Below are 23,933 nucleotides of genomic sequence, written 5' to 3' on the forward strand. Positions count from 1 at the left end.
AACAGCATCTTAATTTATACAGTTGAGGTGAATGGCGTGTCATCAATTTTATTAGAAATGAAAAATATCACGAAGACATTCCCTGGGGTAAAAGCTCTTGACCATGTGAATTTAAAGATTAAAGAAGGTGAAATCCACGCCCTTTGCGGAGAAAATGGAGCTGGTAAATCTACTTTAATGAAAGTATTGAGTGGAGTATACCCACATGGCACTTATTCTGGAGATATCTTATTTAATGGAGAAGTGTGTGAATTTAAAAATATTAAGCAAAGTGAAAATCTGGGAATTGTAATTATCCATCAAGAATTGGCTTTAATCCCTTACCTATCCATCTCTGAAAATATATTTATAGGCAATGAACAAACAAAACATGGAATCATAAATTTTAATGAAACGATTGTAAAAACATTAGACTTACTGAAAATTGTCGGGTTAAATGAATCACCGAATACACCGGTTAATCAACTGGGTGTAGGAAAGCAACAATTAGTTGAAATCGCAAAGGCATTATCCAAGAAAGTGAAATTACTTATATTAGATGAACCAACTGCAGCTTTAAATGAGAATGATAGTGAAAATCTCTTAAATTTAATGCTTGAATTTAAAAAACAAGGAATGACCTCCATTATGATCTCTCATAAATTGAATGAGATTGCAAAGGTGGCCGATTCGATTACTATCCTTCGTGATGGTAAAACTATCGAAACTCTCGATATGAAAAAAGGTGTTACGGAGGACCGAATCATTAAGGGAATGGTAGGACGTGATTTAACGAATCGGTATCCAGAACACACACCAAATATCGGAGAAACCATATTAGAAGTGAAAAACTGGACGGTTCAGGATGAAAATAATTCCGATCGAAACGTAGTTGATGATGTAAGTTTCCATATAAAAAGCGGTGAGATTATTGGCATAGCCGGGTTAATGGGTGCTGGAAGAACTGAGCTGGCGATGAGTTTGTTTGGAAAGGCTTATGGTAAAAAAATCTCAGGCCAAATAATTAAAAAGGGAAAAGAACTGAAGCTGAAAAATATTACACAAGCAATCGATAATGGTATTGCTTACGTAACAGAAGACCGTAAATCATATGGACTTGTATTGGAAGAAGATATTAAAACGAATATCACATTGGCGAATCTAGGTAAAATATCCCAAAAACTAGTAGTAAATGATAATCAGGAAATTATTGAAGCAGAGCAATATCGTAAAAAAATGAATATAAAGAGCCCAAGTATCTTACAAAAAGCAATGAATCTAAGTGGAGGAAATCAACAAAAAGTCGTGTTAAGCAAGTGGATTTTTGCGGAACCGGAAATCTTGATTTTGGATGAACCAACACGTGGTATTGACGTTGGGGCAAAGTATGAAATTTATTCTATTATTAATGAATTGGCCGACAAAGGAATGGGAGTATTGGTTATTTCATCAGAACTGCCTGAGATATTAGGGATATGTGACAGAATTTATGTCATGCGTGAGGGCACATTTACGGCAGAATTTGACCGGCTTGAAGCTTCACAAGAAAAAATTATGAAATATATGACCAGAACAGGGGTGGAACAGCTGTGAAAACACTGACTAGTTTATTGAAAAATAATATAAGACAGTATGGAATGGTATTGGCTCTGATCTTTATCATGGTGCTATTTCAAGTATTAACGGATGGCATATTACTAAAACCTCTTAATATTACAAATCTTATTCTTCAAAATAGTTATATTCTTGTTTTAGCAATTGGGATGCTGTTGGTCATTATATTGGGGCATATCGATCTTTCCGTAGGTTCGATTGTAGCCTTTGTTGGCGCTATGTCAGCGATATTTATGATTGAAATGAACATGCCGGTTTGGTTATCTGTCTTACTTTGTCTTATTATAGGAGCTTTAATAGGAGCTTGGCACGGATTTTGGGTTGCATTCCTTAAGATCCCAGCGTTTATCGTTACACTCGCAGGGATGCTGATTTTCCGTGGACTTACTATGCTTGTGCTCAATGGGCAATCCATTGCTCCGTTTCCTGAGTCCTTCCGCCAAATGAGCACAGGGTTTATACCAGGGCTGAATAAAACAGGAGAATTAGATTTACTGACTATGATTGTCGGAGTTTTAATCTCTCTCGTACTTTTATGGAGTGAATTAAGAAAGCGTAAAAAACAACAGTCTTACAATTTTGAAGTACTTCCAATGTGGCTATTTGCTTTAAAACTGGTATTTATCGTAGCAGTAATGAATATATTTGCTTATTTCCTAGCTTCATATGAAGGTATTCCAAATATTTTGGTGATTTTAGTTGTACTAATTGTTGCTTACTCATTCTTTACAAATAAAACGGTTCCAGGTCGACATTTATATGCGCTTGGCGGTAATGAAAAAGCTGCAAAATTATCAGGTATTAAAACAAAATGGCTAACCTTCTGGGTATTTGTAAACATGGGTGTATTATCTGCCTTATCAGGATTATTATTTGCAGCTCGGTTGAATGCAGCAACTCCTAAAGCGGGTAACTCTTTTGAGCTGGACGCAATCGCTGCGGTCTTTATTGGCGGAGCTTCTGCATATGGTGGTATAGGTACCGTTATAGGTGCTGTAGTGGGTGGCTTAGTAATGGGTGTGTTAAACAATGGGATGTCATTAATTGGTTTAGGTGTAGATTATCAACAAACAATTAAAGGTTTAGTATTGCTATTAGCTGTAGGCTTTGATGTTTATAACAAGAATAAATCCTCATAATCTAATTTAATTTAAAGGAGTAACCTATAAATGAAATATCGTAAACTTGGAAATACCGATTTATCTTTCAGTGAAATTAGTTTTGGCACATGGGGCATTGGCGGTGATTGGGGAGAGTCAGATACTCAGGATGCTCTTCTAGGTTTAAACCGTGCTATGGAGAATGGCGTTAACTTTTTTGATACAGCGGATGTATATGGGAGTGGCAGAAGTGAAGAGCTCTTAAGGGAAGCAACGAAGGGGAAAGAGGATACGATCCATATAGCTTCGAAATTTTGCCGGGCCGGTGATATCCATGATCCAAATACATATTCAGAAGAATCTATACGTGCATATTGTGAGGCAAGTTTAAAGAGACTTGGCCGTGAAAGAATTGATTTGTATCAAATTCATTGTCCGCCATTACATATTTTACAGAATACGGATGTATTTACAGTATTGGATAAGCTTCAGCAGGAAGGGAAAATTCGCCATTATGGCGTGAGCGTAGAGACCGTTGAAGAAGGATTATTCTGTCTTACCATTCCAGGTGTCAGAGCATTACAGGTCATTTTCAATGTATTTCGGCAAAAACCGCTTGAAGAACTTTTTCCGGCAGCTAAAAAACAGGGGGTTGGCATATTAGCCCGCGTACCACTGGCCAGTGGTTTGCTAACAGGAAAATTCAGCACCCAAACAAAATTTGAAGAAAATGATCACCGCCGTTTTAATGCGAATGGAGAAGCATTTAATGTTGGTGAAACGTTTGCAGGACTTGAGTTTTCAAAAGGAGTTGAATTGAGCAATCAGCTTTCCTGGATTGCGGATGGAAGAGATAACATGGCTAATTCAGCTTTACGATGGATTCTGGACCATGAAGAAATTACATGTGCAATTCCTGGTTTTAAAAATGCGCAACAGGTTGACCAAAATTTAAAGGCCATTCAAACTAAATCCTTTTCAAAAGAAGAGTTAGACAGGCTGCAAACATTTTATATGAATGAAGTGCATGATTATATTCGCGGACCTTATTAATGCGGGTTAAACAAGAGATAAAATGATTAATAGCTAATCAATAAAAAGGAACAGGTATTAGATATTATATATTTTCTAATGCCTGTTTATTTGCACAGTTTATAACTTCTTAAGTATTCGAATATTATAGTGTTTCAATCACGTTTGTTGTGAAGGCATACATACAAATTATATAATTAGGTCAGACCTCTATATGATAAGGAGAGAACGTACATGCAAATTGAACAGAAGGTATTTGGTGAAATTGAGAATCAGGAAGTTATACAATTTTCAATTACTAATAAATCAGGATTTACCGTTCGTTTTATAAATTATGGTTGTGTGATTACAGATATTATGGCTCCTGACCGTGAGGGAAATATGGAGAATGTCGTCTTGGGGTTTGATTGTATGGAAGATTACGAGGATCATTCACCTTATTTTGGAGCGGTTGTCGGCAGAATTGCAGGACGAATCGCAAATGGTCAGTTCACTCTTAACGGGAAGTCCTACCAGATTACTAAAAACGAGGGGGATAACCACCTACATGGAGGGGTTAAGGGATTTAGCCATGTTCTTTGGGATTATAAAGTAGTAGAAGAAAAGGATACTGTTGGGGTTGAATTCAGCTATACAAGTAAAGCAGGAGAAGAAGGATTTCCTGGCAAGGTAGAGGTTACAACGACTTATTTAGTAAATGAAAACAATCAGCTTGATATTCGCTATAAAGCTACCACCGATGAGGATACGATCATCAATTTAACGAACCATACATATTTCAATTTAAGTGGGGACTTGAGCAAAACAATCAAAAATCACGAATTACAGCTCGATAGCAGTCGATATATTGAGCTTAAGGAAGATTCTATTCCGACTGGTCGATTAATTCCTGTCGAGGGAACACCATTTGATTTTACGAATAGCAAGCCGATTTCTCAAGGTGTCGATAGCGGCTACAAACAAAATGAGTTAGCAGGCAATGGCTTTGACCATCCGTTCGTTTTGGATACCAATTTTAATAAAGAAATAGAATTATATGATCCTGAGAGTGGACGTAAGTTAGTAGTGGAAACGGACCAACCAGCCGTAGTTATTTATACGTGTAATCAATCAGAAGGGGATTATGAAATCAGAGGTGTCCGTCCGCATCATCATATGGCTGTATGTTTGGAAACACAGGGATTCCCGGATGCTATTAACCAACCTGAATTCCCTCCGGTTACACTAAAAAAAGATGATGTATATCAAGCGCATACGAGATATATTTTTAAATAAGGCTATGTTTTAAGAGAGTGATGCTTTTAATGGATTAGGAGGACCTTTAGAATTAGGTCCTCTTTTTATGTTTCTGTTTATTACAAGATTGAGAAGATAATTCTCCAGTTAGCTATGACAAAACAAATTACTATGCCATTTTTTATTGCATTTACGAGAATTCTATTGTATTTTAACTCTTTCGTTTTATCGTCACTTCGATACAAAGGTAGGTTAATATTATGCGGATCCTTTTCAATGAAACTGAATACAAACCAAATTAATAATCCGATGAGCGGAAGAGCTAAAATGCTTTTTTTCTCCCCCCAATGTGACACATGACCGTTCGAATCGAATGTCATAGGAATACTATTGGGTATATCTGACCATCTAATCATTATGTATACAAAAATGATTATAAGTAGGATTAAAGATACTATATTAAAACTGAATTCAAATAATGTTTTTTTGTTTTCGATGAGGCCCTTGATCATTTGTGCCCTCCTTTTAAAATAGATAACCTAATTTTACCATACAACCAAATATACGTAATGCAACTATTCGAGAATCCTGCAAAGTACTGAAAACTTTGGCAACCATTATCTTTAAATAAACAAAACAAAGAGAGAGCGGGATTTAGTATCCGCTCTCTCTTTCTAAAATAACCAATATACTGGTCTACAACAAACCTTTTCGTTTGTATTCCATTAATCGCTTATTGATCCAAATGGCCGCCTGTGTCGCATCCCCCATGGCAATCGTGGCCTGTTCGGAGTGCGATACAATATCTCCCGCTGCCCATACATTTTTAACATTGGTTTCTTTTGTTCGTGCATCCACTTTAATATGTCTGTTATTCTCTATATGAACACCAATTTGACTGGCCAATTCTGTATGAACTTTATTGCCGCCAAAGCCAATAAAAGCTCGATCAGCTTGCAGGGATTCACCATTTTTTAAATGGACGCCTGTAAAAAAGTCCTCTGATTCTTTTGACACAGATTCTATTTCCTCTTCTAAGTACGTAATATGATGTTGGTTAAGTTTAGATAGAATGTCCGCTGAGACAGGTGTTTTCTCATGATTGATATAGGTTATATCATCCGTCCAATTTAATAAAGATACTGCAAGATTGGCACCTGGATCACCAGCACCCATCACAATAATTTTTTTATCCATCGCTTCGTAGCCATCACAATCTGTGCATATATAAATGGTGCTGCCCAGGCACTCTCTTATATTGGGGATATCAGGTATCCGATCGGTAACGCCTGTAGCCAGTAAAATAGTCTTGGTTTGATACGTTTCGTTATCAGTCGTTACCAAAAATCCATCATCTCTTTTAGATATTTGCTTCACATCAGATTTGATGAATGTAACTCCTGTTTCAGATGCTTGCTGCTGTCCTTTTTTTCGTAATTCCTCACCACTGATGCCTTCAGGCCATCCGATAATATTCCGATAATCCTTACATAAATTAGACCGTCCTGATTCCTTTGAATCAATAACTAAACAATTAATTTGGCTTCTGCCCATCTGTATTGCCGCCTGAGTGCCGGCAATACCTCCACCTATAACAATACATTCCCAAGAATTTTTCATAGTAGTACCATTGCCTCCTGCTTAACGTCATCCTTTAGTATCAGGATATTATACCCTTCTATACCCATTCATACTGTATTTTGACAAACAATTGGTCGAAATGTGAAAATTAGATATCCGAATAAGAATGGAGGTTGAAAGATTGGATCTTAAATTAGCAGGAAAAAACGCGTTAGTGGTTGCATCTAGTCAAGGTTTGGGAAAAGCAATTGCGCAAAAGTTAGTGGAAGAGGGCGCAAATGTGATGATAACTGGCAGACATGCAAGCAAGTTAGAAAAAGTGGCAAATGAACTAATCCCTTTAAACAAAAAAAGCAAGGTTGTCTATTGTGAAGTTGACATTACTAAGCCTGAACAAATTAAGGACTTGGTAAGGAAAACGGTGCAAGAGTTTGGAACAATTGATATTCTACTCAATAATGCAGGTGGACCTCCGGCAGGGACATTTATGGATTTAACTGATGAAGACTGGCAAAATTCGTTTGAATTAAATTTATTAAGCTATGTCCGAATGATTCGAGAAGTGTATCCTTATATGAAAGATCAGGGTGGAAGGATTCTTAATATGGCTTCTATTTCTGTTAAGGAACCGATTCAGGGATTGTTGTTATCAAATACATTCCGCCTTGGCATTACCGGTTTAACGAAGACATTAGCATCTGAATTTGCTCAGGACCATATCTTAATAAATACGATTGCACCTGGTGTTATATCCACAGACAGGATAACCTATTTGGATGAAAAAACTGCCGAGCGTCAAGGGATATCGATAGATGAGGTAAAAGAAAATGCACAAAAGCAAATTCCGCTTGGCCGATACGGAGAACCAGAGGAATTTGCTAATTATGCAGTATTTCTGTTGTCAATGCTTAATACGTATGTAACCGGACAAGTATTACTAGTCGATGGTGGAAAAGTGAAGGGAATTTAATTTCGTATAGAGTTTAAAAGAATACCCGCTATTTTTAAAAGATAAAGATTGATGAGGAGATTTATTGAAATAAATATTGTGTATTCGCTTTAAATTTTTCTTGATTTATTTAACAGGGCAAGTGGTGTTTACAATGAATCTCTTTATAACTTTACATGAAAACCAATAATAATTTTAAACGGCATCGTCAACAAACGATGCCGTTTATATATGGATACGTTACTTTCGTTTAATTTTCTTTTCACTGAAAAAGAAGCGGAAATCATAAGTGTCTCTTTGAAAAAGACTTTGAAGTCATTTTATGTTGGTGATTCAACATTAGTTCGCTTGCTTTTCAGATTTAATCTTTGAAGATACGGTTTTATTTTTGATGAAAAGCAGGTTGGGTGTTAATTTCCCTTCCATCCCCGCAGACTTACTTACCAATACAGAGATCAAATTGGCCATCGTAAAGGCTGTAATAGCAAGAAGTACTCCTGCAGCCATATCTGTCAGCCAGTGTATGCCAAGATAAATAGTAGAGAACATGATAATTCCCACACTGCCAGTCATAAACCATTTAAAAGGCTTATTGTTCGACCTATAGCTTAAGAATAATAAAGTCAGTGAAATCGAATTATGCAGGCTTGGAAAACAGTTATTCAATCCAGATACATTCCGATATTGAGTCTCAAAGTCCGGATAAACTTCCGGGATTAAAAAGTGTACCTGAGAATGGACGTACCATACCTCATTAACAGGTAAAAAAAGATAAAAGGGTATGGCAATAAGATAATTCAGCCCAACGGCATAAATAAATGTATAGAATAATTGCTTGTTTTGTTGGATGAAATAGAGGACAAATGATGTTGAAATCAAGGTGACAAATATAATGATGTAGAAAAAAGTTGTGATTTCTGTTAACCAGGTATTGTTCAATAGTTTTTGGAAATTAGCCAGAAATTGCCCTTCATACTGCTGAATAATATGAGAATAGTCACCGATATGAATAAAATTGTTCTCTATTTGCAATTCCAGTTTATTAATTAAAAGTATAGTTCCAAGTAATGCAAAATGAATCCATAATTTTTTGTTTTGTCGGCTATCCCATAATATCTTAAATACGATGAAAGGGTTACGCTTTGATAGGATGATGACTAAAAAAACCGTCATAATCGTGATGGTGATAGCAATCGTAAACATAGATTGATACATAAACAGACGATCCCTTCCTGATTCAATATATTCATAGTGTTTATATTATAACGTTTTGAATTGTAGGAATAGTAAAAAGGGTACAATTTTAACATATTTTATTTAAAATGAACGATTAGCTTACAAATTCTATAAAAATCTATATAAATTTTGAAGAAAAATGAAAAACAATGAAACTTCTTAAAACTTGATTCGTAAATACAAATATGGGAAACTAAGCCTGACTACTAGAATTACAGGAGGAATTACTTTGTTAAAGAAAATGTTAACTGCTTTTATGTTGGTTACCTTTGTATTTGCACCGGTGGCTGAACATGCGTTTGTAGGAACTTCACACGAGGTTAGTGCAAAATCATACCGTTCAGGTAAAAAATCGTTCAATTCAAATAACAACCAATCTAATTTCAACCAAAATAAATCAACGGTTAATAAGCAAAAATCAACAACAAACAGCAATGCCAAAGCAACTAAAACAAATTCATTTAATAAAGGTGGATTTATGAAAAGCATGATGCTTGGCGGTATTGCCGGTTTATTATTCGGCGGTTTGCTGGCTAATATGGGTGCCATGGGATCCGTACTTGGTTTATTATTAAATGTAATTGCGATTTTGCTGGTTGTTGTTTTAATCAAAAAAATCTTTACACGCAGTAACCGTCCACGAAAAGAGGTTGACGGAACGTGGAGACAATAAAAATATCAGAACAAGAGATTATTAATTCACTTTGTGTTTATATCGCAGCTAAAAAGCAAGTCAATCCTGAACAAGTAGAAATTGAATTAATGTATGACGATAAATATGGGTTCTCCGCAGAAGCACATGTTAATGGTAGATCCCAAATTCTAATCACCGCAAACATGATTGAAGCACTGCGTTTTTATATTGAGCATGAGCTGAGTATGGATCCATTTGCTGCAGCAATTGAACTTGAATTAGATGACGAGGAAGGCATTATTGCCTACGTTCAATAAAAGTATGAAAAGAGGCTTAGGCCTCTTTTTTTATTGTTTAAAATGATTAGCTTATAATCAGTCTATTCATCAATTGACTGGGACTGTTACATATTTTCAGAAAAATATAAAATTGTTCGTGACTTTATACATATTGGTCGCTAATATAAAAAGCATAAGAAATGATTAAGCGCTTACATACATATAGGAGGAAATAAAAGATGCATCCTTATTTAAATGAAGAGCATGACATATTTAGAAAATCCTTTAGAAAGTTTCTAAAAAAAGAGGCGTATCCATACTATGATCAGTGGGAGAAAGAGAAACTGATTCCAAGAGAATTTTGGTCCAAGCTTGGTCAAGAGGGATATTTATGCCCTGATTTACCAGAGCAATATGGCGGCTTGGAAACGGATTGGGGTATATCAGTTGTCATTAATGAAGAACTTGAACGCCTTGGTTCCGGTACAATCGGGATTGGTCTTCATAATGATATTGTTGTGCCGTATATTTACGCCTATGGTACGAAAGAACAGACGGAGAAATGGCTTCCCAAATGTGTCAGCGGGGAAATCATCACAGCTATTGCCATGACAGAACCGGGTGCAGGCTCTGATCTTGCTTCCTTATCTACATACGCAGAATTAAAAGGGGACCATTATATTTTAAATGGACAGAAGACGTTCATTACAAACGGAATCCACGCAGACCTTATCATTGTAGCTTGTAAAACGGATTTACATGCTGTACCCAAGCATAAAGGAATCAGCCTGCTTGTTGTCGAAAGAGATATGGAAGGCTTCTCAAGAGGACGTAAACTAGAAAAAGTGGGTATGCATTGCCAGGATACAGCTGAGCTCCTATTTGAGGATTGTATCGTACCAAAGGAAAATTTATTGGGAGAAGCAGGGCAAGGTTTTATGTATATGATGGATAAGCTCCAGCAGGAACGGTTAATCGTGGCTATTTCAGCTCAGGTTGCTGCTGAGGATATGCTTCAGATGACGCTTGATTATGTTAAGTCAAGGAAAGCCTTCGGAAAATCAATCAGTGATTTTCAAAATACGAAGTTTAAGCTGGCTGAAATCGCATCCGACATAAAAATGGGAAGAGTATTTCTTGATCAATTAATTGCAGATCATATAGCCGGGAAGAATATAGTGGCAGAAGTCTCAATGGCTAAGTGGAAATTAACAGATATGTCTAAACGCATCTCGGTAGAATGCATGCAGCTACACGGTGGATATGGATATATGGAAGAATATAAGATTGCCAGACGATTCAGGGATACCCCGGTTGCCAGTATTTATGCCGGTACAAATGAAATTATGAAGACGATCATTGCTAAAAACCTCGGACTATAATGGGGAAAGTGAATTAGCATTGGATTCATCAGGTGAGATTTAAGAGTACTATATTCAATTAATAGGAGGAAGGGGTAATTATAATGATGCATGTGCCATTAACAGTACATTCTTTGCTGGAAAGAGCTGAGAAAGTATTCCCGAAGAAAGAAGTGGTATCAAGGACTCATGACAAGGTGCAGCGATTAACGTACAAAGAAATCGGTGAAAGGACAAGAAAGCTGGCGGATGTACTCCAGAAAATGAATGTATCAAGAGGTGATAAAGTCGGTACGCTGGCGTGGAATCACCATCGCCATCTCGAAGCATATTTTGCAGTACCTGGCATTGGAGCTGTTGTCCACACCATAAATATTCGGTTATCTGCAGAACATATTACCTATATTATTAATCATGCAGAAGACAAGGTACTATTGATTGATGAAGATGTTGTACCCATAATAGAAAAAATCGCTCCAGCATTGACAACCGTCAAGGCCTATATCATTATGACGGATCAACCAGAAATTCCCTCAACAAGTCTTAAACCGGCATATTCATATGAAGAACTTCTAGCAGTCGGTAACCCGAAAACTCCATTTATAAATGATTTGGATGAAAATGAAATAGCAGGGATGTGCTATACATCAGCAACAACTGGGAATCCAAAAGGAGTACTGTATTCTCACCGGGGAATCGTGCTGCATAGCTTTGCACTCGGCCTCGCCGATACAACAGCTGTTTCTGAACGAGATGTGGTCATGCCTGTTGTACCAATGTTTCATGTGAATGCTTGGGGATTGCCGTTTGCAGCTACCTGGTTTGGAACAACTCAGGTTCTGCCTGGACCTCGATTCAACCCGAAATTATTAGCCGAATTTATCCAATCAGAAGGTGTGACAAAAACAGCGGGTGTGCCGACAATTTGGTTAGGTCTCCTGCAGGAGCTTGAAAAAGGTACGTATGATACAAGCTCGTTGGAATTTATTTTATGCGGCGGCTCGGCTGCACCAAAAGGATTGATTAAGCAATATGAAATTAAATATAAGATACCATTCCTACATGCTTATGGAATGACAGAAACTGCACCATTGGCAACCGTATCACGTCTGAAAAGCTATCAATTAGACTTGCCAGAGGAAGAGCTGCTCGATATTAGAGCTAAGCAAGGCTTGCTTGTACCAGGCTTGGAAATGAAAGTGGTCGGAGCTGAAGGTGAAGTGAACTGGAACGGAATGGATATGGGTGAGCTGATGTTACGCGGTAATTGGATTGCTGATGAATATTATCGTGATGAACGGACTGCCGAAGCATTTAAAGATGGATGGCTATTGACTGGAGATGTGGCTACTGTAGATGAAGAAGGGACAGTCAAACTGGTCGATCGTACTAAGGATCTAATTAAGAGCGGCGGAGAATGGATTTCATCTGTTGATCTGGAGAACGCCTTAATGGCTCATGAGGCGATATTTGAAGCCAGTGTCGTAGCCATACCGCATCCCGAATGGCAGGAAAGACCGATTGGGTGTGTCGTTCTTAAGCCTGAATTTCATGGGAAGGTTACAGAAGAAGAGATTCGAAGCTTTCTTAAGCCACAGTTTGCAAACTGGTGGGTACCTGATGAAATTATTTTTATGGAAGAAATCCCGAAAACCTCGGTTGGTAAATTTCTAAAGGCTAAATTGAGAGAAATGATTCAAGAGAGAGTATCTAATAACTAATAGTGGATAGATAGGGGAGAAGTCTAAACCATCAAGGAAGTGGTTTGGACTTTTTTAGTGAGGCTGCTTTATAAATGCAAAGATGAACCGGAAAATGCTGGTATGATTTGTTCTCTCCTGTAAAGAATAAGGGATAACTACTATTCATTAAGGAGTGTACTTTATGAACCAGTCATTAGGATACGTGCAGGAAATCTTATCAGCACATACGGAGGACAGCAAAGTTGGCAAGCATATTTATAATATGATTGCAGACGGAAATTACGATAGCGGAGAACAGTTTGTCAGAGATTTATCAGTGGGTGAAAGTCATTATCTCAATCGGGTTTTACAAGATGCCATTGCGTATTCAAATCAAGAGCAGGACGAAGAACGATCCAGGCATTTAAATGAGATTTATGAGTTGTTGTTTGTCTGAAGGATTCTTATTTCGCACGACTTCAAGATTATAAAATCAAGCTTTGCTGACATCATACGTTTCAGGGAGAAGGCAGAACGATTCAATTAGTTCAGATAGTCTATATATAAGAATCATTTTTCCTAAAAATTGCTCAAGAAAAAAGGAGATGCATAGCAACTCCTTTTTTATATTTGTCCTATCAAGGCAAAATAGCGAACGAACGTACTGGGAACCCTGACGCTTTTTCAGGTTTCGGTACGATATTAAAGATGATAGCTCCTTTAGGAGGCAGTTTGTCCAGGTTTTTCATGAGTTCAATTTGATACGTATCCTGAGAAAGCACATAATATTCGCCTCTAAGTTCCCCATTTTTACGGAAGTCAATAGCTGAATCGGTGTCAAAGGTTTCATGGCCAATAGCTTTGATCCTTCGTTCTTCAAACAAAAATTTCAACGCTTCATAGCCCCAGCCAGGGATATGATTATGGCCTTCCTCATCTTTGTTGGAGAAGGCCTCTTTATCAGGCCAGCGCTTGCTCCAGTCGGTGCGCAAAGCCACAAATGTATTTGCCTCAATCGTGCCGTGTTCTGTCTCAAAATCTAATATATCATGGATGGTGAGCGTGAAATCAGGATTTTCCGCTGCCTTTTTTGATTTGTCAATCACGATTAAGGGCAACACAAGCTCCTTTAGTTCCAGTTCGTCCAAATACCGTGTGTTTGGCACAAAATGAATGGGAGGATCAATATGGGTTCCATATTGACCTGCGAACGAATAACGCTGTGCCATGAATCCGTCATCATGAGTAAATAAAGGATCAATCTGTGCGTCATCAAACATAAAAAAATGAGGGGAATCTGGTCCAAATGTATGAGTGAGGTCCACCCACTCCTTAGATTTCAAGATATTAAGTACCTGCAACAGATTGTTCGCCATCTATTCAGCCTCCAGGATTTTTAATTTTCAAATAATTATTATATACTTTATCATAGAGATGAAATAGCAACAAGCTCTCTCTTTTAAAAGAATATAAGCTTGATGCTTTCTCCTATATTTTTTGATTTTCTAAGGGATATTAAGATAAACGGCTTAAGAGAATGATAAGTGTATAAGAGTGTAAAACTCGAAAATAGTGAAATAGACTTTTTAGAAGATGATGCATTAGATTTTGCCGAAAGAGCATACCATGGTTAAAACGTGTTACTGGAGAACCGTATGTTACTCATCTAATCCTTTAGTATTGCTTCATGAAATTCTAGTGGATACACATATACCTATCTCTGAAATTTATCTAAAGCTGAAAAGAAAGTTCCTTATGCAAATGTAACGATAATCTTCTCTCTGCAGAAAGGTTTGGGTTATGTAAACATCAAGAAGTGTTAGAAGAATTTTTTTGTTATTTAAATCCGTTTTATATTTAATAACGAAAAAAAGTTGATAAATAATTAATAAATAAAGTGGTATAAATGAAAGAATTAAGCTTAAATATTTCTAACCTGTTAAAATGGATAAAACCAAAAGATAGTAGTCATTGCATTATCTAAATTAATTTTTTATGACATAGTACTACTTTCAACATAATAATCCTTGCATTCGTTTTGCAAGAATTGTTATGTTTTTTTTTTTTTTTTTTTGTTAGAATTTTAATAAAATTCAATAAAACATTCAAAAACAAACAAACATAAACTATAATAAAACAAAAGGAAATAAAAAGGTTATATATAATTTTTAATAGAATTAATTAAGGTGGTTGATTCGATATGAGAGTTAGTTTATTTGCAACATGTCTGGTTGATATGTTTCAGGATAATGTTGGCAAGGCAACTGTCGAGTTGCTGGAAAGACTAGGCTGTGAGATTGAGTTTCCGGAATCACAGGTATGCTGCGGTCAGCCGGCATATAATAGTGGATATACGAAAGAATCGAAGGAAGCCATGAAGCGGATGATCGACACATTTCATGATGCAGAATATGTAGTATCACCATCAGGCTCATGCGCTTTTATGTTTCATGAATATCCTCATATATTTAAAGGAGACCCAGTTTGGGAGCCAAAAGCAAAGAAATTAGCAGAGAAAACGTATGAGCTTACACAGTTTATTGTTGATGTATTAAAAATTGAAGATGTCGGGGCACACCTGGAAGGAACAGCTACTTATCATACTTCTTGCCATATGACCAGATTGTTGGGCGTAAAGGAAGCACCTATGATTCTATTAAAAAATGTGAATGGTCTCAACTTTACAGAATTACCAGGAAAAGAACAATGCTGCGGATTTGGTGGTACATTCTCGGTTAAAATGGCACAAATATCTGAACAAATGGTTGATGAAAAAGTCTGTCATGTAGAAGAAACTGGGACCGACTATCTTATCGGTGCTGATGCGGGTTGTTTGATGAATATTGGAGGGCGAATTGAGCGAAAAGGGAAACCTATTAAAGTCCTTCATATTGCAGAAGTATTGAATAGTAGATAATTCTAGATCCCTATCTACATAATTAGTAGGCTTATTTTAGAAAGCGGATACATAAAGATACCAATTGTAGCCGAATAACAAATGACGAGGGTACTGGTCAAATAGTTGTGTTCTAAATGATAAAACAAAAATTAGTGTCCCCTTTCATTTAGACAGAATAGTTTTAAGGTTCACTTTTTCGGAGGGTGGGAGAAAAAGGATGGCAATGAAAATTGGTAATGAAAAATTTAAGGAACGAGTCGATAAAGGCATTAATGACGAATTTATGCGTGGTGCCGTTTCTGGTGCTCAGGATGGAATGGGTATAAAAAGGCGTAATGCAGCTGGAGAACTTGGGAACTGGGAAGATTGGCGCTCACATGGTGAGGAAATACGGCAGCATGTCCTAGATAATTTAGATTATTATTTAGAGCAACTAAGCGAAAACGTGGCAAAATGGGGTGGGCATGTATTTTTTGCTCAAACAAAGGAAGAAGCGAATGAGTATATTCGGGAAGTCGTTCGTAAGAAAAATGCAAAAAAAGTTGTAAAATCGAAGTCGATGGTAACAGAAGAAATCAGTCTAAATGCCGCTCTAGAAGAAGAGGGCTGTCAAGTGATTGAAACCGACCTTGGAGAATATATTCTCCAAGTAGACGATCATGAGCCACCATCGCATATAGTTGTGCCAGCTTTACACAAAAATAAGGAACAAATTCGAGATGTGTTCACAGAAAAGCTTGGCTACAAAAAAACCTCAAAGCCGGAAGAATTGGCATGGCATGCGCGTGAAATGCTGCGAGAAGAATATCTTTCAGCTGATATTGGAATAACTGGCTGTAATTTTGCCGTGGCAGAGACTGGCTCTTTTAGTTTAGTCACAAACGAGGGAAATGCAGACTTAGTTACCGCCCTGCCAAAAACACAAATTACGGTTATGGGTATGGAACGGGTTGTTCCAACTTTCGAAGAAATGGAAGTCCTGGTGTCTCTGTTAACCAGGAGTGCAGTTGGTCAGAAATTAACAAGTTATATTACAGTCCTAACTGGACCGAAAGAAGATTTGGATGTTGACGGACCAGAGGAATTTCACCTGGTTATTGTTGATAACGGGCGCTCTAATATTCTCGGTGGTGAATTTCAATCTGTCCTACAATGTATCCGCTGTGCTGCTTGTGTTAATGTTTGTCCTGTGTACCGCCATGTTGGTGGGCATTCTTACGGTTCAATTTATTCAGGACCTATTGGGGCTGTACTTACACCATTACTTGGTGGTTATGATGAATTTAAAGAACTTCCATATGCATCAACCCTTTGTGGTGCGTGTACCGAAGTTTGTCCAGTAAAAATCCCACTGCATAATCTTCTGCATAAACACCGTGAAGTAATAGTTGAGAAGGAAGGGAAAGCGCCAATCTCAGAAAAATTAGCGATGAAGGCATTTGGATTAGGTGCAGCTTCGCCTTTTATTTATAAAATTGGCTCTAAAATTGCTCCGACGGCGATGAATCCATTTACAGTAGGGGATAAGATTTCTAAAGGACCAGGACCGTTGAAGGCTTGGACCGAAATTCGAGAGTTCCCCGCTCCAAATAAAGAAAGATTCAGAGATTGGTTTAAAAATCGCCAAAAGGAGGACAAATAAATCATGGCTGAAACCATACAAAATCGCGAACTATTTCTAGATAAAATTGCTAGTCAGCTAGGACGACCTCGAAATTCAACACCGGTTGCAAGGCCTAACTGGAAATACCATCCACAGGATGAGGTGTTAAAAGAGGCAAGCCAGGATGAATTAGTAGTTATTTTAAGAGAACAGTGTAAAAAAATCCATACTACCTTATATACAACACACTTAAAAGAGTTGTCATCAACGCTAAATAAGACCGTTGCTAATTTTGGCGGGGGCCCAATCGTAACATGGAAGGATGAACGCTTTTCTAAATGGGGTCTCGATTCCCTATTGAATAAGGTATGGCCAAGCCATGGGAATGATGTATATGAATGGGATTATACAAAAGGTTCCGAGAATATCTCCAAAGCTGAAAAAGCTAATGTTGGCATTACTATAAGTGAAATTACATTAGCTGAATCTGGTACAGTTGTATTATTTAGTGATGAGAATAAAGGCAGAACGGTTAGTTTCTTACCAAGAACGTATATAGCACTTATACCAAAAAGTACATTAGTACCCCGTATGACCCAGGCGGCACAAAAAATGCGGGAGATATATCAACAAACAGCTCATGTTGCTTCATGTATTAATTTTATAACAGGACCTAGCAACTCGGCTGATATTGAACTAAATCTTGTTGTGGGCGTACATGGACCTGTAAAAGCTGCTTATATTGTAATAAATGACCTCTAGTTATAAAATCTTTATAAAACAAAAATAAACAAAATAAAAACAAAATTAAAATTGAATATTCAAAAATAAACAAAAGTATTGTATAATAGGTAACGGATGTTAATAAACATATAAACGGAGGATATCGGATGGTTAAGAATCTATGGAATCAAAAACAAGCATTACAGGTAACAAAAGGGGTAGAAGAGTTAGTTTACCGTTCAAATTTAATAGGAACTGATCGTGCCGTATGTAACTGGGGTGGCGGCAACACTTCTATGAAGACAATTGAAAAAGATTTCCGTGGTCGAGAAATTGAAGTTATGTGGGTAAAAGGCAGTGGATCTGACTTAGCTACGATGAAAGCGCATAATTTCACAGGCCTTAACTTAGAAGATATTCGCCCATTATTTGAGCGCGATGATATGACAGATGAAGAAATGGTTGCTTATCTTTCGCACTGTATGATTGACAGTAAGCATCCAAGAGCTTCAATTGAAACTTTATTACATGCGTTCTTACCATTTAAGCATGTTGACCATACTCATCCAGATGCAATCATCAGCATTTGCTGTGCTGATAATGGCAAACAAGTTGCGGAAGAGATTTTTGGAAAGCGTTTTGTTTGGGTACCATATGTACGCCCTGGATTCAAACTTTCAAAAATGATCGCAGAAGGTGTTAGAAACAATCCAAATGCAGAACTAGTATTAATGGAAAAACATGGACTTGTTACTTGGGGAGAAACTTCAGAAGGGTCCTATGCAAAGACAATAGAAATTATTAATGAAGCTGAACAATATATTAGTGCAAAATTAAATGAAGAAACTGCTTTTGGCGGTCCAAAATATCAATCACTTACTGATAAAGAAACAACTAGCATATTAGCAAAAGTTATGCCAGTCATCCGAGGTGCAGTAAGTGAAGAAAAGAAAATGGTTTTAACTTATGATTGTGGTGAAGATGTACTTCAATTTGTTAACAGCTATCAAGCGCCTGAGCTATCACAAATAGGAGCAGCATGTCCAGACCATTTAGTTCACACAAAAATGATTCCGCTATACATCAATTGGGATCCGAATACAAAAGATGTTGAAGCATTAATTAATAATATTAAAGAAAGTGTTGCCAGTTTTAAAGATGATTACCAAGCATATTTTGATCGTAACAAAAACACAGGTGACAAAATGTTTGAGCCAGCTCCACGAGTGATTCTTATCCCTGGATTGGGGATGATAAACACTGGGAAGGATGTGAATAATTCCCGTGTCAGCGGTGCTTTATACCACCGTGCAATTGCAGTTATGAAAGGTGCTACAACTTTAGGTAACTTTGTTTCATTAAATGAAAACGAATCTTATAACATAGAGTACTGGCCATTAGAATTATATAAATTGACTCTTGCTCCAGCCGAAGCCGAATTCTCTCGTAAAGTCGCGTTTATCACTGGTGGCGCAGGTGGTATCGGTAGTGCTACAGCTCGCCGGTTTGTATCAGAAGGTGCACATGTCGTACTAGCAGATTTAAATCTTGAGGGTGCAGAAAAAGTAGCTGCTGAAATTAACGAACAATATGGTGCTAATCGTGCCCTTGCTATAAAAATGGATGTTACTAGTGAAGAGCAAGTTCAAGCTGCTTTAGAAAAAACTGCCCTGACCTATGGCGGTGTAGATATTATCGTTAACAATGCAGGTCTTGCAACATCCAGCCCATTCGACGAAACGACTCTTAAAGAGTGGAACCTTAACATGAATGTTTTAGGAACTGGCTATTTCTTAGTAGCTCGCGAAGCGTTCAAACAAATGAAAGCGCAAGGAATCGGCGGAAACATGGTATTTATCGGGTCTAAGAACTCAATTTATGCAGGTAAAAATGCAGCAGTTTATAGCTCTGTTAAAGCTCTTGAAACTCATCTGGCAAGATGTATTGCAGCTGAAGGGGGAGAATTCGGAATTCGAGTAAACTCTGTTCTTCCAGATGCAGTTCTTCAAGGTTCTGCAATCTGGGGATCGAGTTGGCGTGAAGAGCGCGCGGCAGCGTATGGAATTCACCCAGACGAATTAGAGGAGCACTATCGTAAGCGCACTACATTAATGGTAAATATTTATCCATCAGATATCGCTGAATCCATTGCATTCTTTGCTTCATCAAAATCAGATAAAACTACTGGATGTATGTTAACGGTAGACGGCGGAGTACCAGCTGCGTTTACTCGATAATATCGTAAGAAATTATCTGGAAATTCAGATGGTCTTTTGGTCAATCTAATATGATAGTAGAATGGGATTGACGTCTCTAGCAGCGGGTTTTTTATCATCATTAAGTATAATGATAGCGAACAAACAACCACCCTTCGCATATGAGGGTGGTTGTTTGTTTTGTAAATTATTTTTCAATTGAATCAATTAATAATTGGGCTGTATGTGTCAGGTTCAGTTTCGCACGAGTAGAATTTGTTTCTGTTACAAACTTCTCAACATACACTTTAATGCTCGATATTCAGAACCTTTGTTTCGATGATTCTTTGCTAGTTTTAGTGAGATCTCTAATTTGAAAACTAACATTATAATCAACTCACCGCCGGCTTTGTACTCTGCTAAGGATTTACAAAACTATTGCTGTATTAAGGACGTTCGTACCAGCAATTATTATCTATAAAGGTACAGGTGCTCCTTCATATGGAACCTTGCTTATTGCGGAAGTATTGTTCACTACCGGGAAAAATTTTAAAATAAAGCTGTCCAAACAAAGAAAAAAACCGGTGGGAAAAGGTCATCCAGGGAAAGGAAGGATTCAGATCATGCAAAAAGCGAGTCCCCTTTAAAAATCTAATAATCGAACAATGTGCAGATCCATGGGTATATAGTCAGATGGATATTATTATTTTACAATTTCTGTACCGGAATATGATCGCATTGAATTAAGAAGGGAAAAACATTCAGGGCTCAATAGCAATAATTGCATGGCGAGAGTATAAACATGGTCCAATATGTGCAAATATCTGGCATGGGAAATTCACTACATCAATAGAAACATAGTATATTATTAAACAGCTGAAAAAAAGGATGAAAGTTTTAGTCAGCGGAGTAGTTCATCCTGATAAAGGTTGGAATGCAGCAGTATTTCTGTGGAGCATTTGATTGTGATGTATGCAACTAAGGACAATAAAATAGCCGAATTACGTTATAGGAATATCGTGATTATTTAGTATGATTATGATATTAGTAAGCGTTTCCAAAGGAGTGGTGATGTTTATGCCGAAATATAGTATAGCTGTAGATATTGGTGCGTCAAGTGGAAGACTCATTTTAGGATATTTAGAAAATGGGTCATTAAAACTTGATGAGATCCACCGCTTTGAAAACAAAATCGTTAAAAAAGGGGGCTCCTTTTGCTGGGATTCCGAAAACCTTTTTCAAGAAATAATAAATGGATTAAAGAAATGTAAGGAGCAAGGTATTAAGCCTAACAGCATTGGAATTGATACATGGGCCGTTGACTTTTTGTTATTAGATGAAAATGATCAACCGTTAACCGAAGCTGTTTCCTATCGTGATCCTCGCACAGATGGAATGATGGAGGAAGTTTTTGAGCTGTTTTCGAAGGAAAGACTTTATCTGGAGACAGGTATTCAATTTCAAAAATTTAATACAATCTATCAATTATATTCCATCAAGAAAAATCATCCGGAAATTCTAAAAAAAGCAAGAACATTTTTAATGATTCCAGATTATTTCAATTATTTACTGACTGGTAAAAAAGCAAATGAGTACACCAATGCAACTTCTACACAATTGGTGAATGCATTTACGAGAAAATGGGATCAGCAGTTATTAGATCTACTAGGGATAAATAAAGAGATGTTCCAAGAGATTAAAACACCAAAAACATTTCTTGGAACGTTAAAAGACGAACTAGTTACTGAACTTGGTTTTGATGTACAGGTAATACTTCCGGCAACACATGATACAGGTTCAGCTGTTATTTCCGTCCCGGAGGAGAACGAAACAATTTATATAAGTTCAGGTACATGGTCATTAATGGGAACTGAGAATTTTTTTCCTATCTGTATAACGAAAGCATTAGATTACAATTTCACAAATGAAGGTGGAATCGATTATCAATACCGTTTCCTGAAAAATATTATGGGACTATGGATGATTCAGGAAGTAAAACGTAATTATAATGATGAATATTCATTTGCTAGATTAGTAGATTTAGCAAGAGAAGTGAAAGACTTCAAAGCGATTGTAAATGTTAATGATGACCGTTTCTTGAAACCTGAAAACATGGTTCACGAAATTATGAATTATTGTATTGAAACAGGTCAACTAGTCCCTGGCACACCTGGTGAAGTGGCAAAATGTGTGTATGAAAGTTTAGTTGTAAGCTACCGGGAAACAGTAAATGAAATTGAAGAAATTTTTGAAAAGAACTTCGATAAAATCAACGTCATTGGCGGTGGCTGTCAAAATGAGATGCTGAACCAACTGATAGCGGATACGACAAATAAAGTAGTTTATGCAGGACCAGTTGAAGCTACTGCCATAGGTAATATTGCTTCTCAATTAATAGCACTTGGAGAAATCTATGATATTAAACAAGCTCGTTCAATCATTAAAAACTCTTTTGAAGTGAAACAATATTTACCTGCTCAGCGAGTTGTTGGCTAATAAATAAAGGGGGTAAGAAAAATGACAATTAAAGAAAACTATGTACTTGCTAAACAAGCATATGCTAAATGGGGAGTAGACGTAGACCATGTAGTAGAAAGGTTAAAGAATGTACCAATATCGATTCATTGCTGGCAAGGTGATGATATTGGAGGATTCGAAGTAAATCCCAGTGAGTTATCTGGTGGTATAGATGTAACAGGAAACTATCCTGGTAAAGCGACTTCAGCTGAAGAATTAAGAAGTGATTTAGAAAAGGCATTATCCTTAATTCCTGGTATACATCGGGTAAATCTTCATGCAATTTATGCGGATACAAATGGTGAAGTGGTTGAACGAGACGAGCTTGAACCCAAACACTTTGAAAATTGGGTGAAATGGGCAAAGGAAAAAGGACTGGGACTGGATTATAATCCTACATTATTCTCGCATCCCAAAGCAGCTGATGGTCTAACGCTTTCCCATCCAAACGTAGAGATTCGTGAATTCTGGATCAATCACTGTATAGGCAGCCGTAAAATTGGGGAGTATTTTGGAAAAGAGCTTGGCACACCTGCATTAACAAATATTTGGATTCCAGATGGCTACAAGGATATCCCAAGTGACCGTTTAACTCCAAGAAGGAGATTGAAAGAGTCATTAGATAAGATATTTGCCGTTGAAATTGATGAAAGATATAATCTTGATGCGGTAGAAAGTAAAGTATTTGGAATTGGATCTGAATCCTATGTAGTAGGTTCTCATGAATTTTACCTGAACTATGCTATGAAAAATAATAAATTGTGTTTACTCGATACTGGTCATTATCATCCAACAGAAACAGTATCAAACAAAATCTCTTCGATGCTTTTATTTAACGAAAAACTTGCCTTACACGTTTCCAGACCAGTTCGCTGGGATAGTGACCATGTTGTAATATTTGACGATGAATTAAAAGAAATCGCATTAGAGATTGTTCGTAATGATGCACTAGAGCGAGTTATTATAGGACTTGATTTCTTCGATGCAAGCATTAACCGGGTAGCTGCTTGGACAATTGGTACGCGGAACATGATTAAAGCGCTATTATACGGAATGTTAATGCCAAATGAGTATTTAAAGAAACTTCAGGAGGAAGGTAATTTTACAGAAAGACTAGCCATTATGGAGGAATTTAAAACTTATCCATTTGGAGCCGTTTGGGATTATTATTGTGAAAAAATGGGAGTTCCTACGAGAGAATCATGGTTAGAGGTAGTGAAGTCTTACGAACAAGAAGTATTATTAAAGCGATAAAAATGAATAAATTAAAAGGACAGAACTAAGTATATTCTGTCTTTTTTTTGATAATATGAG

General features: G+C 37.1%; 20 protein-coding genes. 16 read left to right on the forward strand and 4 right to left on the reverse strand.

Features of this window, described 5'->3' with window-relative positions; genetic code table 11:
• Positions 1 to 36 precede the first annotated feature (36 nt).
• The 4 genes from mmsA to AC4D4A_RS01880 all read left to right on the forward strand — a co-directional run bounded on the left by mmsA (position 37) and on the right by AC4D4A_RS01880 (position 5,000).
• The gene (mmsA, locus tag AC4D4A_RS01865; RefSeq protein ID WP_490994324.1) at positions 37 to 1,572 is read left to right on the forward strand and encodes a multiple monosaccharide ABC transporter ATP-binding protein; all 1,536 of its coding nucleotides are present in this window, start codon (positions 37 to 39) and stop codon (positions 1,570 to 1,572) included.
• Entirely contained in the window at positions 1,569 to 2,732 is a 1,164-nt protein-coding gene (gene mmsB / locus AC4D4A_RS01870; RefSeq protein ID WP_490994325.1) for a multiple monosaccharide ABC transporter permease, read from the forward strand. The genes mmsA and mmsB overlap by 4 nt, the downstream gene beginning before the upstream one ends.
• Before the next feature lie 30 nt (positions 2,733 to 2,762).
• On the forward strand, positions 2,763 to 3,746 hold the full coding sequence (locus AC4D4A_RS01875; RefSeq protein ID WP_490994326.1) for an aldo/keto reductase: 984 nt from the start codon (positions 2,763 to 2,765) through the stop codon (positions 3,744 to 3,746).
• A 213-nt stretch (positions 3,747 to 3,959) separates the two neighbouring features.
• Entirely contained in the window at positions 3,960 to 5,000 is a 1,041-nt protein-coding gene (locus AC4D4A_RS01880; protein WP_490994327.1) for an aldose epimerase family protein, read from the forward strand.
• A gap of 80 nt (positions 5,001 to 5,080) precedes the next feature.
• Here the strand turns inward: AC4D4A_RS01880 and AC4D4A_RS01885 are convergent, their stop codons facing one another.
• Together AC4D4A_RS01885 and AC4D4A_RS01890 are read right to left on the reverse strand one after the other, a co-directional pair.
• Complete coding sequence (locus tag AC4D4A_RS01885; protein WP_490994328.1) at positions 5,081 to 5,473, reverse strand: DUF1648 domain-containing protein; 393 nt, start codon at positions 5,471 to 5,473, stop codon at positions 5,081 to 5,083.
• A gap of 184 nt (positions 5,474 to 5,657) precedes the next feature.
• The gene (locus AC4D4A_RS01890) at positions 5,658 to 6,581 is read right to left on the reverse strand and encodes an NAD(P)/FAD-dependent oxidoreductase (RefSeq protein ID WP_490994329.1); all 924 of its coding nucleotides are present in this window, start codon (positions 6,579 to 6,581) and stop codon (positions 5,658 to 5,660) included.
• A 142-nt stretch (positions 6,582 to 6,723) separates the two neighbouring features.
• On the opposite strand from AC4D4A_RS01890, the gene AC4D4A_RS01895 reads away from it, so the two are divergent.
• Entirely contained in the window at positions 6,724 to 7,512 is a 789-nt protein-coding gene (locus tag AC4D4A_RS01895) for an SDR family oxidoreductase (RefSeq protein ID WP_490994330.1), read from the forward strand.
• A 318-nt stretch (positions 7,513 to 7,830) separates the two neighbouring features.
• Here the strand turns inward: AC4D4A_RS01895 and AC4D4A_RS01900 are convergent, their stop codons facing one another.
• The gene (locus AC4D4A_RS01900; RefSeq protein ID WP_490994331.1) at positions 7,831 to 8,706 is read right to left on the reverse strand and encodes a phosphatase PAP2 family protein; all 876 of its coding nucleotides are present in this window, start codon (positions 8,704 to 8,706) and stop codon (positions 7,831 to 7,833) included.
• Positions 8,707 to 8,956: 250 nt separating this feature from the next.
• Between AC4D4A_RS01900 and AC4D4A_RS01905 the strand changes: the two genes are divergently transcribed.
• The 5 genes from AC4D4A_RS01905 (at position 8,957) to AC4D4A_RS01925 (ending at position 13,139) form a co-directional block, all read left to right on the forward strand.
• Entirely contained in the window at positions 8,957 to 9,400 is a 444-nt protein-coding gene (locus tag AC4D4A_RS01905) for a hypothetical protein (RefSeq protein ID WP_490994332.1), read from the forward strand.
• On the forward strand, positions 9,388 to 9,678 hold the full coding sequence (locus AC4D4A_RS01910; RefSeq protein ID WP_490994333.1) for a YxcD family protein: 291 nt from the start codon (positions 9,388 to 9,390) through the stop codon (positions 9,676 to 9,678). The genes AC4D4A_RS01905 and AC4D4A_RS01910 overlap by 13 nt, the downstream gene beginning before the upstream one ends.
• 200 nt (positions 9,679 to 9,878) lie before the next feature.
• Positions 9,879 to 11,021 (forward strand): acyl-CoA dehydrogenase family protein, encoded by a 1,143-nt coding sequence (locus AC4D4A_RS01915; protein WP_490994334.1) that lies wholly within the window; start codon positions 9,879 to 9,881, stop codon positions 11,019 to 11,021.
• 83 nt (positions 11,022 to 11,104) lie between these two features.
• Positions 11,105 to 12,721, forward strand: a complete 1,617-nt coding sequence (locus AC4D4A_RS01920; RefSeq protein WP_490994335.1) for a long-chain fatty acid--CoA ligase — start codon at positions 11,105 to 11,107, stop codon at positions 12,719 to 12,721.
• A gap of 163 nt (positions 12,722 to 12,884) precedes the next feature.
• A complete protein-coding gene (locus AC4D4A_RS01925; RefSeq protein ID WP_490994336.1) occupies positions 12,885 to 13,139 on the forward strand; it encodes a sigma-G-dependent sporulation-specific acid-soluble spore protein CsgA in 255 nt (84 codons plus the stop codon).
• A gap of 181 nt (positions 13,140 to 13,320) precedes the next feature.
• Here the strand turns inward: AC4D4A_RS01925 and AC4D4A_RS01930 are convergent, their stop codons facing one another.
• Positions 13,321 to 14,058 (reverse strand): cyclase family protein, encoded by a 738-nt coding sequence (locus tag AC4D4A_RS01930; RefSeq protein WP_490994337.1) that lies wholly within the window; start codon positions 14,056 to 14,058, stop codon positions 13,321 to 13,323.
• An 824-nt stretch (positions 14,059 to 14,882) separates the two neighbouring features.
• Here AC4D4A_RS01930 and AC4D4A_RS01935 point away from each other — a divergent pair.
• From AC4D4A_RS01935 to rhaA, 6 genes are all read left to right on the forward strand, one after another.
• Positions 14,883 to 15,599: a (Fe-S)-binding protein gene (locus AC4D4A_RS01935; protein ID WP_490994338.1), complete on the forward strand. Its 717-nt coding sequence runs from the start codon at positions 14,883 to 14,885 to the stop codon at positions 15,597 to 15,599.
• 199 nt (positions 15,600 to 15,798) lie between these two features.
• Positions 15,799 to 17,223 carry a LutB/LldF family L-lactate oxidation iron-sulfur protein gene (locus AC4D4A_RS01940; RefSeq protein ID WP_490994339.1) on the forward strand — a complete coding sequence of 475 codons (1,425 nt, stop codon included), beginning with the start codon at positions 15,799 to 15,801 and terminating at the stop codon, positions 17,221 to 17,223.
• A gap of 3 nt (positions 17,224 to 17,226) precedes the next feature.
• Positions 17,227 to 17,946, forward strand: a complete 720-nt coding sequence (locus tag AC4D4A_RS01945; protein WP_490994340.1) for a LutC/YkgG family protein — start codon at positions 17,227 to 17,229, stop codon at positions 17,944 to 17,946.
• A gap of 128 nt (positions 17,947 to 18,074) precedes the next feature.
• A complete protein-coding gene (locus AC4D4A_RS01950; RefSeq protein ID WP_490994341.1) occupies positions 18,075 to 20,144 on the forward strand; it encodes a bifunctional aldolase/short-chain dehydrogenase in 2,070 nt (689 codons plus the stop codon).
• A 1,035-nt stretch (positions 20,145 to 21,179) separates the two neighbouring features.
• Positions 21,180 to 22,598, forward strand: a complete 1,419-nt coding sequence (gene rhaB / locus AC4D4A_RS01955; RefSeq protein WP_490994342.1) for a rhamnulokinase — start codon at positions 21,180 to 21,182, stop codon at positions 22,596 to 22,598.
• Positions 22,599 to 22,619: 21 nt separating this feature from the next.
• Positions 22,620 to 23,873 (forward strand): L-rhamnose isomerase, encoded by a 1,254-nt coding sequence (gene rhaA, locus AC4D4A_RS01960; RefSeq protein WP_490994343.1) that lies wholly within the window; start codon positions 22,620 to 22,622, stop codon positions 23,871 to 23,873.
• Positions 23,874 to 23,933: the final 60 nt, after the last annotated feature.

The sequence above is a fragment of the Pradoshia sp. Z5_111 genome, assembly GCF_058267535.1.

Coding starts and splice junctions, on each gene's coding strand:
- AC4D4A_RS01875 (WP_490994326.1), top strand. CDS start 2,763: ATGAAATATCGTAAACTTGGAAATACCGATTTATCTTTCAGTGAAATT.
- rhaB (WP_490994342.1), top strand. CDS start 21,180: ATGCCGAAATATAGTATAGCTGTAGATATTGGTGCGTCAAGTGGAAGA.
- AC4D4A_RS01950 (WP_490994341.1), top strand. CDS start 18,075: ATGGTTAAGAATCTATGGAATCAAAAACAAGCATTACAGGTAACAAAA.
- AC4D4A_RS01915 (WP_490994334.1), top strand. CDS start 9,879: ATGCATCCTTATTTAAATGAAGAGCATGACATATTTAGAAAATCCTTT.
- AC4D4A_RS01880 (WP_490994327.1), top strand. CDS start 3,960: ATGCAAATTGAACAGAAGGTATTTGGTGAAATTGAGAATCAGGAAGTT.
- AC4D4A_RS01935 (WP_490994338.1), top strand. CDS start 14,883: ATGAGAGTTAGTTTATTTGCAACATGTCTGGTTGATATGTTTCAGGAT.
- rhaA (WP_490994343.1), top strand. CDS start 22,620: ATGACAATTAAAGAAAACTATGTACTTGCTAAACAAGCATATGCTAAA.
- AC4D4A_RS01925 (WP_490994336.1), top strand. CDS start 12,885: ATGAACCAGTCATTAGGATACGTGCAGGAAATCTTATCAGCACATACG.
- AC4D4A_RS01920 (WP_490994335.1), top strand. CDS start 11,105: ATGATGCATGTGCCATTAACAGTACATTCTTTGCTGGAAAGAGCTGAG.
- AC4D4A_RS01940 (WP_490994339.1), top strand. CDS start 15,799: ATGGCAATGAAAATTGGTAATGAAAAATTTAAGGAACGAGTCGATAAA.
- AC4D4A_RS01930 (WP_490994337.1), bottom strand. CDS start 14,058: ATGGCGAACAATCTGTTGCAGGTACTTAATATCTTGAAATCTAAGGAG.
- AC4D4A_RS01885 (WP_490994328.1), bottom strand. CDS start 5,473: ATGATCAAGGGCCTCATCGAAAACAAAAAAACATTATTTGAATTCAGT.
- AC4D4A_RS01890 (WP_490994329.1), bottom strand. CDS start 6,581: ATGAAAAATTCTTGGGAATGTATTGTTATAGGTGGAGGTATTGCCGGC.
- AC4D4A_RS01945 (WP_490994340.1), top strand. CDS start 17,227: ATGGCTGAAACCATACAAAATCGCGAACTATTTCTAGATAAAATTGCT.
- AC4D4A_RS01900 (WP_490994331.1), bottom strand. CDS start 8,706: ATGTATCAATCTATGTTTACGATTGCTATCACCATCACGATTATGACG.